This window comes from Mesorhizobium sp. M0119 (assembly GCF_040322615.1).
In the GTDB taxonomy this organism is placed as follows: domain Bacteria; phylum Pseudomonadota; class Alphaproteobacteria; order Rhizobiales; family Rhizobiaceae; genus Mesorhizobium.
Genome location: NZ_JAMYTU010000008.1, coordinates 201,087 through 215,669, shown reverse-complemented (window position 1 = coordinate 215,669; position 14,583 = coordinate 201,087). Strand labels below are relative to the sequence as shown.

Annotated in this window: 16 protein-coding genes and 1 pseudogene; 5 read left to right on the top strand and 12 right to left on the bottom strand. The window is 61.6% G+C overall.

What is annotated here, in order from left to right; all coding sequences use genetic code 11:
• From NKJ40_RS11110 to NKJ40_RS11080, 7 genes and pseudogenes are all read right to left on the bottom strand, one after another.
• Nucleotides 1-227: pseudogene (locus NKJ40_RS11110) on the bottom strand (ribosome biogenesis GTPase Der); the annotation flags it as partial.
• Between the two features lie 39 nt (nt 228-266).
• A complete protein-coding gene (locus NKJ40_RS11105; protein ID WP_352466136.1) occupies nt 267-1,157 on the bottom strand; it encodes an SDR family NAD(P)-dependent oxidoreductase in 891 nt (296 codons plus the stop codon).
• Nucleotides 1,154-1,933, bottom strand: coding sequence for a hypothetical protein (locus NKJ40_RS11100; protein ID WP_352466135.1), 780 nt, complete (start codon nt 1,931-1,933; stop codon nt 1,154-1,156). The genes NKJ40_RS11105 and NKJ40_RS11100 overlap by 4 nt, the downstream gene beginning before the upstream one ends.
• Before the next feature lie 11 nt (nt 1,934-1,944).
• Entirely contained in the window at nt 1,945-2,532 is a 588-nt protein-coding gene (locus NKJ40_RS11095; RefSeq protein WP_352466146.1) for a protein-S-isoprenylcysteine O-methyltransferase, read from the bottom strand.
• Nucleotides 2,533-2,733: 201 nt separating this feature from the next.
• On the bottom strand, nt 2,734-3,306 hold the full coding sequence (locus tag NKJ40_RS11090) for a hypothetical protein (RefSeq protein WP_352466145.1): 573 nt from the start codon (nt 3,304-3,306) through the stop codon (nt 2,734-2,736).
• A 148-nt stretch (nt 3,307-3,454) separates the two neighbouring features.
• Complete coding sequence (locus tag NKJ40_RS11085; RefSeq protein WP_292659957.1) at nt 3,455-3,589, bottom strand: ABC transporter; 135 nt, start codon at nt 3,587-3,589, stop codon at nt 3,455-3,457.
• A 199-nt stretch (nt 3,590-3,788) separates the two neighbouring features.
• Nucleotides 3,789-4,361 (bottom strand): L,D-transpeptidase, encoded by a 573-nt coding sequence (locus tag NKJ40_RS11080; protein ID WP_352466134.1) that lies wholly within the window; start codon nt 4,359-4,361, stop codon nt 3,789-3,791.
• A gap of 189 nt (nt 4,362-4,550) precedes the next feature.
• Between NKJ40_RS11080 and NKJ40_RS11075 the strand changes: the two genes are divergently transcribed.
• Nucleotides 4,551-5,306, top strand: a complete 756-nt coding sequence (locus tag NKJ40_RS11075; protein WP_352466133.1) for an SDR family NAD(P)-dependent oxidoreductase — start codon at nt 4,551-4,553, stop codon at nt 5,304-5,306.
• Nucleotides 5,307-5,557: 251 nt separating this feature from the next.
• Here NKJ40_RS11075 and der read toward each other — a convergent pair whose 3' ends face one another.
• Entirely contained in the window at nt 5,558-6,991 is a 1,434-nt protein-coding gene (gene der / locus NKJ40_RS11070) for a ribosome biogenesis GTPase Der (protein WP_352466132.1), read from the bottom strand.
• A 6-nt stretch (nt 6,992-6,997) separates the two neighbouring features.
• Complete coding sequence (locus tag NKJ40_RS11065; RefSeq protein WP_352466131.1) at nt 6,998-7,663, bottom strand: tetratricopeptide repeat protein; 666 nt, start codon at nt 7,661-7,663, stop codon at nt 6,998-7,000.
• Nucleotides 7,664-7,867: 204 nt separating this feature from the next.
• Between NKJ40_RS11065 and NKJ40_RS11060 the strand changes: the two genes are divergently transcribed.
• Entirely contained in the window at nt 7,868-8,860 is a 993-nt protein-coding gene (locus NKJ40_RS11060) for a polysaccharide deacetylase family protein (RefSeq protein WP_352466130.1), read from the top strand.
• 26 nt (nt 8,861-8,886) lie between these two features.
• On the opposite strand, the gene sbmA is transcribed toward NKJ40_RS11060, so the two are convergent.
• From sbmA to NKJ40_RS11045, 3 genes are all read right to left on the bottom strand, one after another.
• Nucleotides 8,887-10,164, bottom strand: coding sequence for a peptide antibiotic transporter SbmA (gene sbmA / locus NKJ40_RS11055; RefSeq protein WP_352466129.1), 1,278 nt, complete (start codon nt 10,162-10,164; stop codon nt 8,887-8,889).
• 116 nt (nt 10,165-10,280) lie between these two features.
• On the bottom strand, nt 10,281-11,435 hold the full coding sequence (locus NKJ40_RS11050) for a YbfB/YjiJ family MFS transporter (RefSeq protein ID WP_352466128.1): 1,155 nt from the start codon (nt 11,433-11,435) through the stop codon (nt 10,281-10,283).
• 122 nt (nt 11,436-11,557) lie between these two features.
• Nucleotides 11,558-11,761 carry a hypothetical protein gene (locus NKJ40_RS11045; RefSeq protein WP_352466127.1) on the bottom strand — a complete coding sequence of 68 codons (204 nt, stop codon included), beginning with the start codon at nt 11,759-11,761 and terminating at the stop codon, nt 11,558-11,560.
• A gap of 96 nt (nt 11,762-11,857) precedes the next feature.
• Here NKJ40_RS11045 and NKJ40_RS11040 point away from each other — a divergent pair, with 96 nt between their 5' ends.
• The 3 genes from NKJ40_RS11040 to NKJ40_RS11030 all read left to right on the top strand — a co-directional run bounded on the left by NKJ40_RS11040 (nt 11,858) and on the right by NKJ40_RS11030 (nt 14,524).
• The gene (locus NKJ40_RS11040) at nt 11,858-12,772 is read left to right on the top strand and encodes a LysR substrate-binding domain-containing protein (RefSeq protein WP_352466126.1); all 915 of its coding nucleotides are present in this window, start codon (nt 11,858-11,860) and stop codon (nt 12,770-12,772) included.
• An 81-nt stretch (nt 12,773-12,853) separates the two neighbouring features.
• Complete coding sequence (locus NKJ40_RS11035; protein WP_352466125.1) at nt 12,854-14,110, top strand: aminopeptidase; 1,257 nt, start codon at nt 12,854-12,856, stop codon at nt 14,108-14,110.
• Between the two features lie 57 nt (nt 14,111-14,167).
• Nucleotides 14,168-14,524 (top strand): DUF488 domain-containing protein, encoded by a 357-nt coding sequence (locus tag NKJ40_RS11030; RefSeq protein ID WP_352466124.1) that lies wholly within the window; start codon nt 14,168-14,170, stop codon nt 14,522-14,524.
• Nucleotides 14,525-14,583 lie beyond the last annotated feature (59 nt).

The window sequence follows — 14,583 nt, the reverse complement described above, 5'->3', positions numbered from 1 at the left end:
TGGCGCTTCTTCGCCCTGCTGGCAAAAGGATTGTCCGAGGTGCGCAAGGCGATGCGGATCGGCACGCCGGGCATGTCGAAAGCCTCGCGCAGGCTGTTCGAGAGATAGCGGACATAGGATTGCGGCATCGCATCGGGGCGCGAGCAGGAGACGACGAAGCCGGGCGGCCGCGTCTTGGCCTGCGTGACATATTTGATCTTCAGCCGGCGCCCGGCGACGGCGGGCGGTCTCTTGCTTCAATGAGGTTTTTCGGTGGCGTGCTGCGGTCAGGGGTTAATTCCCCGAGGGCCCCGGCGTAGCTGAATCTGGCGGGTACCGCAGCATTTCTTGAACTTCATACCTGAACCGCAAGGACATTGATCATTGCCGCCGCGTTGCAGCCGGCCGACCAGGGGCAGCAGCGCTGCGGAAGGCAGGAGCGCTGCCGCAAGGGCAGCCAACTTGGCCGAGATTCCCGGTACGACGAGGCGACGACCGGATTTGAACCCTCGCCACGCCCGTTCAGCCACATACTCCGGATCCACCTTAGGCAAGATGTTGAAGAGCACCGTCTGATTGGCGCCTGACCTTGCGAGAAACTCCGTCGACACCGGGCCTGGTGCAACGCATGTGACCGTCACACCGGTTCGGCGCAATTCCTGGTGAAGCGCCTCTGAGAAGAAGCGCACGAAAGCTTTGCTAGCGAAATACAGAGCCATATAAGGCCCGGGAACGAACCCGGCCACGGAACTGAGATTGAGCACCCCGCCCCGTCGGCGCGCCACCATTCCCGGCAGAAAATGGAGGGTCAGCTCTGTGAGGGAATGTATATTGAGATCGATGATCCCGAGTTGACCATCAATAGGCAGCGCCGTCGTCGCGCCCCGCAGGCCATAGCCGGCGCTGTTGACCAGGACATCACAGACCAGGCCGTGTGCGGACAGAAAGCCCTCCAGGCGCGTTGGCGCATCGCCTGCCACGAGATCCAACTCGAGCGTGAATGCCTCGCCGCCCGCCTCCCTAACCTCAGACGCCGCGGCGGCCAAACTGTCAGGCGAGCGGGCAACCAGCACAACCGCACCGCGCTCCCGTGCAGCGACGCTCGCAATTGCCCGGCCAATTCCACCCGAGCCGCCAATCACGACGACGGCTGGCCGGAATTCACCGTGCGAATTCACGTCGCGTTCCTCTGTCTTGCAGGAGCGGCAACACTTTGACCGAGCAACACCACTTCATTGGCGACAGTACCGTTCAGAATCTTTTCAAATCTCTCCAGTGCACGTGCGACGTTCGCTCCATCCATGACCCGGTGATCGTAGTGGATGCGGACATTCACCGATCCGTCTTTGGCGATCGGACCGTAGTTGAGAAGCGTGGTCAATGGTGTCAGCGGGTTGAGTGATTCCGCACCGAGACCAGAATAGACGGACAGTTGGAAGGTACCGAAGTAATTTGCCCTTTGCCGGGCGATGTTCAACCCTAGCCACATAAGCAGCCACCTGACGGGCGCGGGCGCACCTGCCACCCGCAAGGCACGCCGAAACTCCGGGACCTCCTGGATCGGCCGTGATCGAGCCGCGTGGATGGATGCCTCAAGTTCCGTGATGGAGTAGCGCTCCGGGCATTTGATGCGGCTCAGCAGAACGGCCGGCTCGCCATCATATTCGCGCTCGTGGGCAATCGAGGCTACGCTTGCCGGATACTCGTAAAGCTGCGGCCAGGGCAACTTGACATAGGCGCGCCGCAGTTCCGGCATCTCTAGGGCAAGAAGCGCATATCCTTTCAGGAAGATCGCGGTCCACGAGGGCCTGGTCTGCTGCGCCATTCTAGCCCTTACGAGTGGGCCAAGGTTCATCTGACGCTGCACCGCGACCCGTGGCACGCCGATCGAAAACCTCATCAGATCGCCAACAAGGCGCCGGGGCGCGGAAAGCTTGAGGGCTCGGCCTCGCATCAAACGTACCTCTAATAAAGATAAGGGAATATTCGCTTGGTCTTTTCCATATAGGCACGGTATTGCGGGCCGAAATTCTCCAGCATCATACGCTCTTCCTCGTCCACTCTCAGCAGGAAAAGGACTGCGAACCCAATCAAACCCGATATGCCCGCAATCCAGTTCGGCAGCAGAAAGACCTGGCCGAGGCCCATGAGCAGGAACGAGGTATACATCGGGTGGCGGACCAAGGCGTATGGTCCGGCGCAGATGAGTTCATGCCGTTCGCGGATCTCCAGCGTAATCGACCAGTTCCGGCCAAGTTCCTTGTGGGACCTGCGAAAAACCCATAGCGCGGAGCAGAAGATGATTGTGCCGAGAGCCACGGCCCACGCGCTGGCCGGGTGGTCAGCCGCTGCGGGCATGCCGGTGACAACATAGAAGGCAGGCAGGATTGCGAGGCCAAACAGAGCAGATGCAAGCCCGACGATCTCGGAACGTGAGCGGTAGCCAGTTACAATTCGCACGCGCCTTGCCCGGCGCTCGAAGGGATACCGGATCACGTACCAAGCAACGATGCCGATCAACCAAATGACCTCGCCAAGTGAGGCTGCCGCAATGCTCACTTCAGGTCACCAGCGCCCTTTCTGCGATCGCGACTGTAGCAGCTGCCCCTGGGTATGGCCACTTCACCCATCGCCCTCGATTTCGTCACCGGCCGACCTTCAGGCGCAGCGATCCTCTCCGAGTTAGTCCGCAGACGCGAAAGCCGGAGGGGCAGTACCGATCGCATTCGGTCCCATTCATCCCTCGAATCTTGGTTATGTATTCATCTCCCGAAGCTCGGTTATGAATTGTTGCGGCCGGAGCTGAATGGCGGGAGTCTTATATCCCATGGAATGAGCGATGTTCGCCACGAAGCCGTTGCAGTTCAAGACCGTCGCCTGCCAGACATGCGAACTCGCCTGCAGCTTGCGGATGTAGGCAACGACTTTGTCGTATTCGGCCCGGGTCAGTATGATTTGCCAGCTTGCGGATCTGTATGGTTCTTCCAGATCACCGTCGCTCCACCCGGTTTCGGCTGGCACCGGCACGACATGGCCCAGAACATAGGGAACCGCACTGTTCGAAGCCGGGTGAAGGCCCGCGACTTGGGGATCGATCATTCTCCCGGCCCGGTCCACGCGCCCAAAAACTGCGTAGGTGTGGCCGTAGCTTAGGGCGTAGCGGGAGCGGAACTCGATGAAGTACCGCTCGTCGTTTTTTTGAGGCGCAGCTCCGCCATCGGCATAAGATACGAAATTCGGCTGGGGCGGCAGGTCTTTCGTCTGACATGCCGCTGCCGGGAGGGCCACCAACGCCACAAGCAAGAGACGGCTATTTATAAGCGTCATCGCCGCGTCCATTCCCGAACTTCACAAAGCACAGACTTAATAACGGCCTATGCCCGCCAACCGCGCCCTAGGCTATGAAGCCGGCCAAAGCCCCGGCTGCGTATGTATGGGGAAGGGCTTGGCACCCCTTCCCCATACAAGCCGGTCCTTACTTAATCACTGGTTGCTCTACCGGAGCGGGCGCCGGAGCTTTACCCTTTCCTTTGCCGATCCAGTCGTTCGCGCAGCCGCTCAGGCTGGCAACGGCGAGCACAGCAACCATTGCAATCAATATCCTGCTCATCAAGCAATCCTTTCCCCGGGGGCGGAATAGCCTATAGAATCGCCACAAATAAAACGATATGCAGCCCCACGAAGTTAGCTGCGATCTACACCAACGCCTAGTGCAGAAATGACACAGTTGGCACCCGGTTGTCGGCGGCACCTTTGCGGTGACGTGCTGGCAGGGTTCACCGTCCAACGGAGATCAGGCCTGCCCACCATCAAACAACCACCACCGTCGTGCCCAAAGGAGTACGGTCGTAGAGGTCAATGACGTCGTCATTTATCATACGGATGCACCCGTTCGATACCGCTGTGCCTATCGTCCATGGCTCGTTTGTACCATGTATCCGGAAGTGGGTGTCGCGCCCGTCGCGATAGAGATAAAGGGCACGCGCACCAAGCGGGTTGTTTGGTCCGCCAGGGACCCCCCCTGCATACTGCACCAGGCGCGGCTTGCGCTGCATCATGCTGGCGGTGGGTGTCCACGACGGCCAGTCCGCCTTGCGGCCGACGGTCGCTGTACCCTTGAACGAAAGTCCCTGCTCGCCGACGCCAACGCCGTAGCGCGTCGCCCACCCGTCCGTCTCGACGGCATAGAGAAAACGTTGCGAAGTATCGACGACGATCGTTCCGGCCGGCTCGTTTCGGTCGTACCGCACATGCTGCCGTCGGTAACGAGGATTCAGGCCACGCCTTGGTCCGAACGCGGATGAAATCGACGTGCATCCGGAGATCATCAGAGCCAGACTACCCAGCACGAGCCCCCGGCGCGCAATGTGGTGTTCTTCCATTTGTACCTGCTAGGAAACTGGTCATCTACCGCCGCCCTCGTCTCTACCATTCCAAGGCCTGCGGGCCAAGTCTCGCTGTGTGGTGGCAAAAATGAATTCACAGGATTAACAAGCGAATTGGAGCGAAACTTCTTGCGATAACCGTCTGCCTCTGTTCGGTTATGTCAAAATTGGCATAGGACAGAGACGATGAAGCCTGACTTCCATGGTAAAGTCGCGATTGTGACCGGCGCAGGCTCCGGAATAGGGGCGGCTGTTTCACGGCAACTCGCGCAAGAAGGAGCCGAGGTTGTTGTCGCCGACCTTGATGCCGAGGCCGCGCAGTGCAAAGCCGCCGAAATAAGCTCGCAAGGAGGCAGGGCCTACGACTTTGCGGTAGATGTCACGGATGCGGCAGCCGTGGAAAAGCTGATCGAGTTCACTGTCCAGAAATGCGGCGGACTGGATATGGCGGTAAACAATGCAGGTGTCGATGGTATTCGAAAAGCAACGGCAGACTATCCGCTCGACAACTGGCACAAGCTGATAAACGTCAATCTAAATGGCGTTTTCTACAGCATGAAGTACGAAATCGCCGCGATGCTGGATCGAGGCGGAGGCGCCATCGTGAACATGTCCTCCGTTCTCGGTTCCGTCGGCTTGCCAACTGCGTCCGCTTACACGGCAGCGAAACACGGGGTCGTTGGATTAACCAAGGTTGCGGCGATTGAATATGCGAGGATGGGCATCCGGATCAATGTCGTCGGCCCCGGCTGGATCGAAACGCCTCTTTTATCGGAGCAAATGGAGGCATTAGCCAGCCGGCGCATGGCAGGTCTTCAGCCGATGGGCAGACGCGGGAAACCGGAAGAGGTAGCGGCTCTTGTATGCTTCCTCTTGTCCGACCAGGCCAGCTTTATCACTGGGAGCTACCATCTGGTGGACGGAGCTTACACCGCCCATTAGGTGCAGAGGCTGTCCCCACTCGCGCTGGCTACCGTCAGGGCGATGACGCCGCAGATCGCCGGGCTGCCCGCACTGCCTGAGATGGGCTGTTCCCGCATCGCAAGGAAGGCCGAGCCAGACCCGGTGGCGGCGCTACTTGCCGACATCCTGCTGCAGGCGGCGGTGGAATCGCCTACCCGAAAATGTGCAGGCGCTGCCCGCGAGCGGCCTGCGGAGCGTAGCCTGATGCGGGCGCCCAGAAGACGCGCAACTCAGTGGCGCTTCTTCGCCCTGCTGGCAAAAGGATTGTCCGAGGTGCGCAAGGCGATGCGGATCGGCACGCCGGGCATGTCGAAAGCCTCGCGCAGGCTATTCGAGAGATAGCGGACATAGGATTGCGGCATCGCGTCCGGCCGTGAGCAGGAGACGACGAAGCCGGGCGGCCGCGTCTTGGCCTGCGTGACATATTTGATCTTCAGCCGGCGCCCGGCGACGGCGGGCGGCGGATGATGCGCCAGGATGCCTTCCAGCCAGCGGTTGAGCTTGCCGGTCGACACACGGCTGTTCCAAACTCGATGCGTCCTGATGACAGCATCCATCAGCTTGTCGAGGCCACGCCCGGTTTCGGCCGAGACCGGCACCGCCTGCATGCCGCGCGCCTGCGGCAACAGCCGCTCGGTTTTTTCGCGCAGCTCGGCCAGCAACTCCTGGGGATGGTCGACAAGGTCCCATTTGTTGAAGGCGATCACCGGGGCACGGCCCTCGCGGATGATCAGGTCGGCGATCTGCAGATCCTGTTTCTCGAAGGGGATGGTGGCGTCGAGCACGATGATGACGATCTCGGCAAAGCGGATGGCGCGCAAGCCGTCCTGCACCGACATCACTTCGAGCTTTTCGTGGATCCTGGCCTTGCGGCGCATGCCGGCGGTGTCGAACAGTTTTAGCCGGCGGCCATGCCAGTCCCAGTCGACCGAGATGGAATCGCGGGTGATGCCGGCCTCGGGGCCGGTCAACAGCCGCTCCTCGCCGATCAGCGCGTTGATCAGCGTCGACTTGCCCGCGTTGGGGCGGCCGACGACGGCGATGCGCATCGGCTTGGTGTCGTCATAGCTCGGCTCGGCGTCCGGGTCGGTGATGTCCTCGCCGATCAGCACCTCGCTGGCGGCGACCTCATCCTCGCCAGCCTCTTCGTCCTCGCCGAAGGCGCGCGCCTCGCCAAGTGCTGCGATCACCGCGTCGCGCAAATCGGGCAGGCCCTGGCCGTGTTCGGCCGAGACCGGGATCGGCTCGCCAAGGCCGAGCTCCCAGGCCTCCAGCATGCCGCCCTGGGCGCCGCGCGCCTCGGCTTTGTTGGCAACGACGACAACCGGCTTGCCTGATTTGCGCACGATCTCGGCGAAGGTCTTGTCGTCGGGCATCAGCCCGGACTTGGCATCGATCGTGAAAAAGATCAGGTCGGCCTCGCGGATGGCGATCTCGGTCTGGGCGCGCATGCGGCCGGGCAGCGTCGAGGCCGCCGCATCCTCGAAGCCGGCGGTGTCGATGACGTCGAAATGCAGGTCGTAGAGCTTGGCGGCATGGACGCGTCGATCGCGGGTAACGCCCGGCGTGTCGTCGACAAGCGCCAGCTTCCTTCCCACCAGCCGATTGAAAAGGGTCGATTTGCCGACGTTAGGCCGGCCGATGATGGCGACTTTGAAGGTCATGGAATATCACGACACGCCGCCCGAGCCGCGGATCAGCTCGGACATCAATGTCGCCCGCTCGCGCGTGTTGCGCGGGGCGCCGTCATCCGCGGCGATCTGGTCGAACAGCTTCAATGCCTCCGCCGCCTTGCCTTCCTTCCAGGCGGCAAGGCCAAGCGCCTCGCGCGCCGTATGGCGCAGCGTGTTGGTGTCGGCGGTGAGCGCCTCGACGCGGCTGGAGACATCGGCGAAAGAGCCGTGGTCGACCAGAAGCAGCGCTGCCCTGAGGCGCGCCATGTCGCGAATGCCGGATGGGATCTTGGTGTCGGCGGCGACCTCGTCGAAATCCTTGACGGCGGCGTCGACGTCGCCCTTGTCAGCCTTGACGGTTGCCGCGCGCATGCGGGCGAGCAGCGGATAGGCGCCGTAGCCGTCCTTCTCCAACGCCTCCAGAGCGGCAAGCGCCTCGTCGTTCTTGCCGTCATTGGCGAGCTTGAGCGCCTGCGAGAAGGCATCGCCCGAGCGGTTGGCGCGGGTCTCGTCCCAATAGCGGTAGCCGACGACGGCAGCAGTGCCGAGCACCACCAGCACGGCCAGCACGAGCAAGGCGGGACCGAAACGGTCCCACAGCGCATGCGCCTGGTCGCGACGAATCTCTTCGTTGACTTCGCGGATAAAACTGTCGTCCGACATGGATCAAAACCATTCATGCCCCGGCCGGGGCGGTTGATGAGCCCGCGTTTTAGCGAAATTTTGCCGGCATGGAAGGGGTTCGGCAGGAAAATCGCCTATTCACGAGGCAGTCGCCGCCAACGGCGGCCGCACTGGTCGATCGTATCCGTGCCATATTTCACCGGTAGGCGTCGCTTCTACATTCCTCAATCCAGTCAGATGCCTTTGCCCCGTTTGTCCCGCGTTATTGCGTTTTCGATCGCGTCGCTTGCGGCGGGCGCTGCTTTTGCCGACCCGCCGGCGACGCCGGCAAAACCGAAACAGGTCGTCATCATCTCGTTCGACAGTGCCCGCGACATTTCGCAGTGGCAGCGCAGCCGGGCGCTGGCCCAGCGCACAGGCGCGCATTTCACCTATTTTGTCTCCTGCGTGTTCCTGTTGTCGCCGCAGACACGCAGCCAATACACCGCGCCCGGCAAAACAGCCGGCAAATCGAACATCGGCTTTGCCGCCTCCAAACAAGAAGTCGCCGAGCGGCTCGAGCAGATCAACCTTGCCGCCTCCGAAGGCCACGATATCGGCAGCCATGGCTGCGGCCATTTCGACGGCAAGGACTGGAGCAAAGCCGACTGGCTGAGCGAGTTCGGCTCATTCAAGCATATTCTCGAAAACGCCTATTCGATCAACGGCATTGCACCTGAACCAAAGGGCTGGCGCGATTTCGCGCGCAAGTCGGTGGTCGGGTTCCGCGCGCCTTATCTGTCGGCAAACAAGGCGCTCTACGAGGCGCTGCCAGCGGCCGGCTTCCTGCTCGACGCAAGCGGCGTCTCGCGTGGGCCGGTTGAGCCGCCGACCGTCAACGGCATCACGCGTTTTTCGCTACCGCAGATCCCGGAAGGGCCGAGTTCAAGGCGTGTGATCGCCATGGATTACAATCTCTATGTCAGGCATTCCGGCGGCTTCGAGCGGCCGAGCATGGCAGAAGAGTTTGCCGACCGGACCTACCACGCCTTTCGCGCCGCCTTCGACGCGCAATACCAGGGCAAGCGCATTCCGCTGGAGCTCGGCTTCCACTTCACGCTGATGAACGACGGCGCCTACTGGAACGCGCTGGAACGCTTTGCCGGCGAGGTCTGCGTCAAAGCGGACGTCGAGTGCATCAGTTTTCACGACTACGTTTCGCGGCGAGGTGAAAGACAGGCGGCGGCGGGCGGCTGAGCCCAAGTGATCGCCGCCCGCCATCATCAGCTTACCGGCTGGTCCTCAGGGCGCAAGCCGGCTTGCTCACGTTCCAGATAGCGCTGATCGATCGCCGGCAGCGGTTCCCCTTCCAGCGTCGCCTCGAAGGCTCGGAGGCGTTTGTAGATCGAGATCAGTTCCACGATCGTCGGCCAAGCATTCACCAGATACTGAAATGAAGATCGGACCTGCTCAAACGAGTTGAGAATCTGGTTCAGAGCGCCGAGCTTGATTTTCCCCGCGACCATCGTAGGAACAAGAACGATGTATGGAAATATATTGTCAATTTGTAGATAGAATATTCTAGCAACGTTAAAATATAAGTAATGAAAGTATTTACGAAAATAGATGCTTCTTACACTTCTAAAAAGATCAGCGACAGTTGGCGGTTGCGCGCGATCTGCGTCGTCCTCACCATAGACTAATTCTTTTCGGTAGGCTGCTTCGACACGTTGGGTGCGGAACTCGAGACCCGGTAGCTTGATTCCTACCACTGCCAAGAAAGTAGTCCCGAAGAGCGACCAAAGGATTGCCACAACGACCAGGGAGTAAGGCACCGTGCCTATAATCGGCAGTTCCGTGACGTTCTGAGAGAGATGCAGCAGCACGGGAAGGAACGCTATCAGTGTCATGATGGACCCGACTAAACTTACGCCCAGATCCTCCATCGTGCTGGAGAAACGCATCGTGTCCTCTTGAACACGCTGGGATGCACCTTCGATGCGCCTCAATCTTTCCCAGTTGGTCATGTAGTATTCATTCATTGCGGTACGCCAACGAAATATCCAATGACTTACAAAAAACCGGTTGAGGGCGCCAACCGTCACAGCCAGAAGCGCAATCCACATAATTGTCAGCAGTTGGATATAGAAGTCCCACGGCGTCGTAGAGTACGGTGTGCCTAAAGCCTTCTGGATAAGGTCATAGAAAGGGCCATACCAGTCATTGAAGGCGACATTTACCTGCACCTGGTAATAGATCACAAAGAGGATCAGTGAGGTGCCAAGGATCGACCAATTCCGCCATGGATGAGGTCGGTACCAGGCCCAAAAGCCGTAGAAAATGAGGACGACAGCCGCAAAATATATGTAGAACCAGAGAAATGGCTTCGACCAAAAGAGCGACACGCCAATGATCTTGTCAACGCCGGCGGCCATCGGGGGCAGTCCAAACACTGCGCCAAGTTGCTCTCCTCCAAAAAACCAGAACAGAACGGCCGCGAGGCTCCAGACGGCTACCGAAGAGAAGAAGAGCTTCGGCTGCGGAAAAAACGATACGAACACTGTGGGGAAATCCTCGGTCGATGCGCAAATCAGCGGGGTTCAGCGGGCATAAAGTCACACATTAGTGGGAAAGAAAATGCCCGCTACCCAATGCCCGTCGTCGAGCAAGACCATAATCATGGCGATTTTGGCGCAGCCGACCAGGCGATCGCACCCGAGGCCAGCAGGACGGCGGCGGCCACGATCGAGGCAAGGAAGAAGTTACCCGAGGCCTGCGCAAGCAGCCCGGCGACGATCGGGCCGATGATCTGGCCAAGGCCGAAGGCGGCCGTCATGATCGCCAGCATCCGGCGTGGTGCTTGCGGAGCAAGCTGCCTGCCGGTCTGCAGGCCAAGCGCGGTGATGGCGATGAAGGTGCCGCCGACGAGAAGGCCACCGAGCAGCGGCCCGGTGCGCCCGCCCATGATGACACTGGCGCTGACGCCGACCACCTCGACCAGGCACCCCAGGGCGTAGGTGGCACAGAGCCCGATTTTAGCCGCGAGCTTCTGCCACAGCCAGACCGAAGGAAAACCGGCAAGTCCGGTGACCATCCAGACCACAGCCTCGAAGACGCGGCCGCCGCCGCCCTGGCGGACGATCGCGACCAGGAACGTTGCCGTGACGATGTAGCCGAAGCCGAACAGGCCGTAGGCGACGATGATCTTCACCAGCGACCGGTCTTTCGGCAGTGCCGGCTCGCTCCCGGTGGTGCTGTTCGCGGCCGAGGTGCCGCCGGCCAGCAAGGCAACGGCGGCAAAGCCGCAGGCTGAAATTACCGCGGACCACAGCCAGCCCGCCGCCCAGCCGGCATGTTCGGTGACGAGGACTGCCAACAGCGCCGAGGACGCCGCGATGCCGAGGCCGACACCGCCGAAATATAACGCCTGCAGGTCGTTTCGCCCGACCGCGGCGAGATGACCGAAAACGATGCTGGTCATGAAGACCAGCACGAAGGCGCTGGCGAGGCCGGCAAGAAAGCGGATGAGGAGAAAGGCGGGCATCGTGCCGGTCAGGCCCATCAGCCCGGCGAGGATCGCGGTGGCGGCAAGGCCGGCCAGCATCAGCTGGCGCTCGCGGCCTTGCGCCCAGCCGCCGGTGGCGGCAAGCGCGCCGACAAGGTAGCCGAGATAATTGGCCGAAGCGATCCAGCCGGCATCCGCCGGCGACAGGCCGAGCTCTTCCATCATGCCAGGCAGGATCGGCGTATAGACGAAGCGGCCGATGCCCATGGCGACGGCCAGGGCGATCATGCCGGCGATTGCCAGGCGCAAGGGCGAAGCGATGTTCATCGCGGTGCACCATAGGTGCGCCTGCCGGTGAGACAATCCGCCTTTTATTGGGCCAGAAGTGTTCGCGGCCGCGTCGGCGGCTGGCTCGCCTGAGGTGCCAAGCACGATCCTCGTTCAGGAACTCAGCCGCAGCAGGTCGAGGTCGTCTCGTAGTGAGTACGACCCGCGGTCAGCCTGAATGGCATGTCGGCGAGTTCGCGCTCCGACATGGTGTCGAGCATCGGATGCGACAGCGGATCGGTCACCCAGCTGGTGGCCTCGCTGTCATGCCGGTGTGGCTGCGTTCCGATCGGGGAAAAGGCGCCGAGCCATGACAAAATCTTCATCAGATTGCCTCCTCACTCTGAGTAGCCCACTTAGAATCCGGCATCCGGCAGTGTCTGGCAATTGAGATTTCAGCCGTTCGAGTTTAGAAAAACTGTATGGCTATGCTGAACCGCGTCCATCTCAACGGCTTGCGCGCCGTCGAAGCCGTCGCGCGCCTGGGCTCGCTCGCGGCGGCGGCCGGCGAGCTCAACGTCTCGGTCAGCGCCGTCAGCCAGCAGATCAACCGGACAGAAAAGCAGCTCGGCCGGGCGCTGTTCGAACGAACGCCAGCTGGCCTGGTGGCGACGGAATTCGGCACGGTCTTTACCGCGCGGCTCAGCGCAGGCTTCCGCGAGCTCGCACAGGCGGTAGCGCTTGCCGATGAAAGCTCGGAGTGCACGCTGGTGGTTTCGGTGGCGCCGGCTTTCGCCTCGAAATGGCTGCTGCCGCGGCTGTCGCGGCATTTCGCCCGCCATCCGAACGTGCTCCTGCGCATCGATGCCTCGGTGCGGCTTGCCGATCTCGATCGTTCGGACATCGACATCGCCATCCGGCTCGGCGACGGCAAATGGCCCGGCGGGCGGTCCGAATTGCTGCTGGCGCAGGAGGTGTTTCCGGTCTGTGCACCGGTGATCGCCAGCAAGCTGAAATCGATAGAGGACCTTGCATTGACCTGTGCGATCACCGACGAAAGATCGATGATCAGTTGGGAGAGCTGGTTCGAAGCGGCCGAGGTGGAGCCGGTCACCTTCATGAAGGGCGCGCGCTTCACCGATCCGATGCTGTGCCTGGAATCGGCGATTGCCGGTCATGGCGTCATGCTCGGCTGGCAGTTGCTGGCCGCCGACGCGTTTGCCGACGGCCGGCTCGTCGCGCCGTTCGGCGTACGCGCGCAGAGCGGCCTCGGCTATTGGCTGGTGACTTCGGCCAGCAAGAGCGAAAGCCGCAAGGTCAGGGATTTCAAGATCTGGATCCGCGAAGAGATCGAGGGGACGATGGCGCAGTTCAGGTCGCTCGAGAGCGCCAGTTGAGCCTGCCGGCACATCACGGTGGAAAGGTCGGTAGCGCCGGTCTATGTAAGAATACAGTCCCCAATCACGGCAGGCAGGATCATGACCACACATTCGCGCGGCGTTTCCGCAACCATCGACCCGGTGAAGCTCGACAGGCTGGCGGAAGTCGCCGTCAAGGTCGGGCTGCAATTGCAACCGGGTCAGGATCTGGTGCTGACCTCGTCTATTGCAGCGGTGCCTTTGACGCGGCGGATCGTCGAGCACGCCTACAAGGCAGGTGCGGGCCTGGTGACGCCGATCTTCAACGATGACGAGATCACGCTGGCGCGCTTCCGCTACGGCGCCGACGCTGGTTTCGACCGCGCCGCCGGCTGGCTCTATGAAGGCATGGCCAAAGCCTTCGCCAACAATGCGGCGAGGCTTGCCGTGCGCGGCGAGGATCCGTCGCTGCTTTCGGCGCAGGACCCGGCAAAAGTCGCACGTGCCAACAAGGCGAATTCGATGGCCTACCAGCCGGCGCTGGAGAAGATCACCGGCTTCGACATCAACTGGAACATCGTCGCTTATCCCGATCAGGCCTGGGCCAAGCAGGTTTTCCCGGACGACGCCGAAGACGTCGCCGTGGCCAAGCTTGCCGACGCCATCTTTGCCGCCTCGCGGGTGGACGTCGAAGACCCGATCGGCAATTGGACGGCACACAATGCGGCGCTGAAGAGCCGCACCGAATGGCTGAACGGCCACAATTTCCACGCGCTGCATTTCACCGGCCCCGGCACCGACCTGACCGTCGGGCTGGCCGAGGGCCACGAGTGGATGGGCGGCGCCTCGACCGCCAAGAACGGCATCACTTGCAACCCCAACATCCCGACCGAAGAGGTTTTCACCACGCCGCATGCAAGGCGCGTCGAAGGCCATGTCACCAGCACCAAGCCGCTGTCCTACCAGGGCACGCTGATCGACGGCATTGCGGTGCGTTTCGAGGCGGGCCGTATCGTCGAGGCAAAAGCTTCGAAAGGTGAGGATGTGCTGCAAAAGGTGCTCGATACCGACGAAGGCTCGCGCCGTCTCGGCGAGGTGGCGCTGGTGCCGCATTCCTCGCCGATCGCCAAGAGCGGGCTCTTGTTCTTCAACACGCTGTTCGACGAGAACGCCGCCTGCCACATCGCGCTTGGCCAGTGCTATTCGAAGTGCTTCGTCGACGGCGCCTCGCTCAGCCAGGACGAGATCGCGGCGCGCGGCGGCAACAAGAGTTTCATCCACATCGACTGGATGATCGGCTCGGACAAGATCGACATAGACGGCGTCCATAAGGACGGCAGCCGCGTGCCGGTGATGCGCAAGGGCGAGTGGGTTTAGGCCCGGGATCTCTAAGCGAAGGCCAGCAAGCAGCGGCGCCTGCTGGGCCATGCGGAGTTGGCAATGGAGCTCGCGGTCAAGCGCATCTATGAGCAGCCGGCGCCCGATGACGGGCATCGGGTGCTGGTGGATCGCATATGGCCTCGCGGCGTCCGCAAAGAGGACGCGGCGCTGACGGTCTGGCTGAAGAACATCGCGCCAAGCAATGCGTTGCGCAAATGGTTCGGTCATGAGCCGGCGCGCTGGGCGGAATTCCAGCGGCGATACCGCGATGAGCTCGACTGGAACGGCGAGGCGGTGGCGGAACTACGCGCCTTGCTCGGTGAAGACAAGGTGACGCTGCTCTACGGCGCCCATGACGAGGCCCATAATAATGCGGTCGCGTTGGCGAGCTATTTGCGGGGGATCAATTAGTCACGCCGGCGGGACAGCGCCCCCTCTGTCCTGCCGGACATCTCCCCCTCAAGGGGGGA

Bases quoted from the DNA above. Each gene is read 5' to 3' on its own strand.
- NKJ40_RS11100 (WP_352466135.1), bottom strand. From the start codon at position 1,933: ATGCGAGGCCGAGCCCTCAAGCTTTCCGCGCCCCGGCGCCTTGTTGGC.
- NKJ40_RS11090 (WP_352466145.1), bottom strand. From the start codon at position 3,306: ATGACGCTTATAAATAGCCGTCTCTTGCTTGTGGCGTTGGTGGCCCTC.
- NKJ40_RS11085 (WP_292659957.1), bottom strand. From the start codon at position 3,589: ATGAGCAGGATATTGATTGCAATGGTTGCTGTGCTCGCCGTTGCCAGC.
- NKJ40_RS11080 (WP_352466134.1), bottom strand. From the start codon at position 4,361: ATGGAAGAACACCACATTGCGCGCCGGGGGCTCGTGCTGGGTAGTCTG.
- NKJ40_RS11075 (WP_352466133.1), top strand. From the start codon at position 4,551: ATGAAGCCTGACTTCCATGGTAAAGTCGCGATTGTGACCGGCGCAGGC.
- der (WP_352466132.1), bottom strand. From the start codon at position 6,991: ATGACCTTCAAAGTCGCCATCATCGGCCGGCCTAACGTCGGCAAATCG.
- NKJ40_RS11065 (WP_352466131.1), bottom strand. From the start codon at position 7,663: ATGTCGGACGACAGTTTTATCCGCGAAGTCAACGAAGAGATTCGTCGC.
- NKJ40_RS11050 (WP_352466128.1), bottom strand. From the start codon at position 11,435: ATGAACATCGCTTCGCCCTTGCGCCTGGCAATCGCCGGCATGATCGCC.
- NKJ40_RS11045 (WP_352466127.1), bottom strand. From the start codon at position 11,761: ATGAAGATTTTGTCATGGCTCGGCGCCTTTTCCCCGATCGGAACGCAG.
- NKJ40_RS11040 (WP_352466126.1), top strand. From the start codon at position 11,858: ATGGCTATGCTGAACCGCGTCCATCTCAACGGCTTGCGCGCCGTCGAA.
- NKJ40_RS11035 (WP_352466125.1), top strand. From the start codon at position 12,854: ATGACCACACATTCGCGCGGCGTTTCCGCAACCATCGACCCGGTGAAG.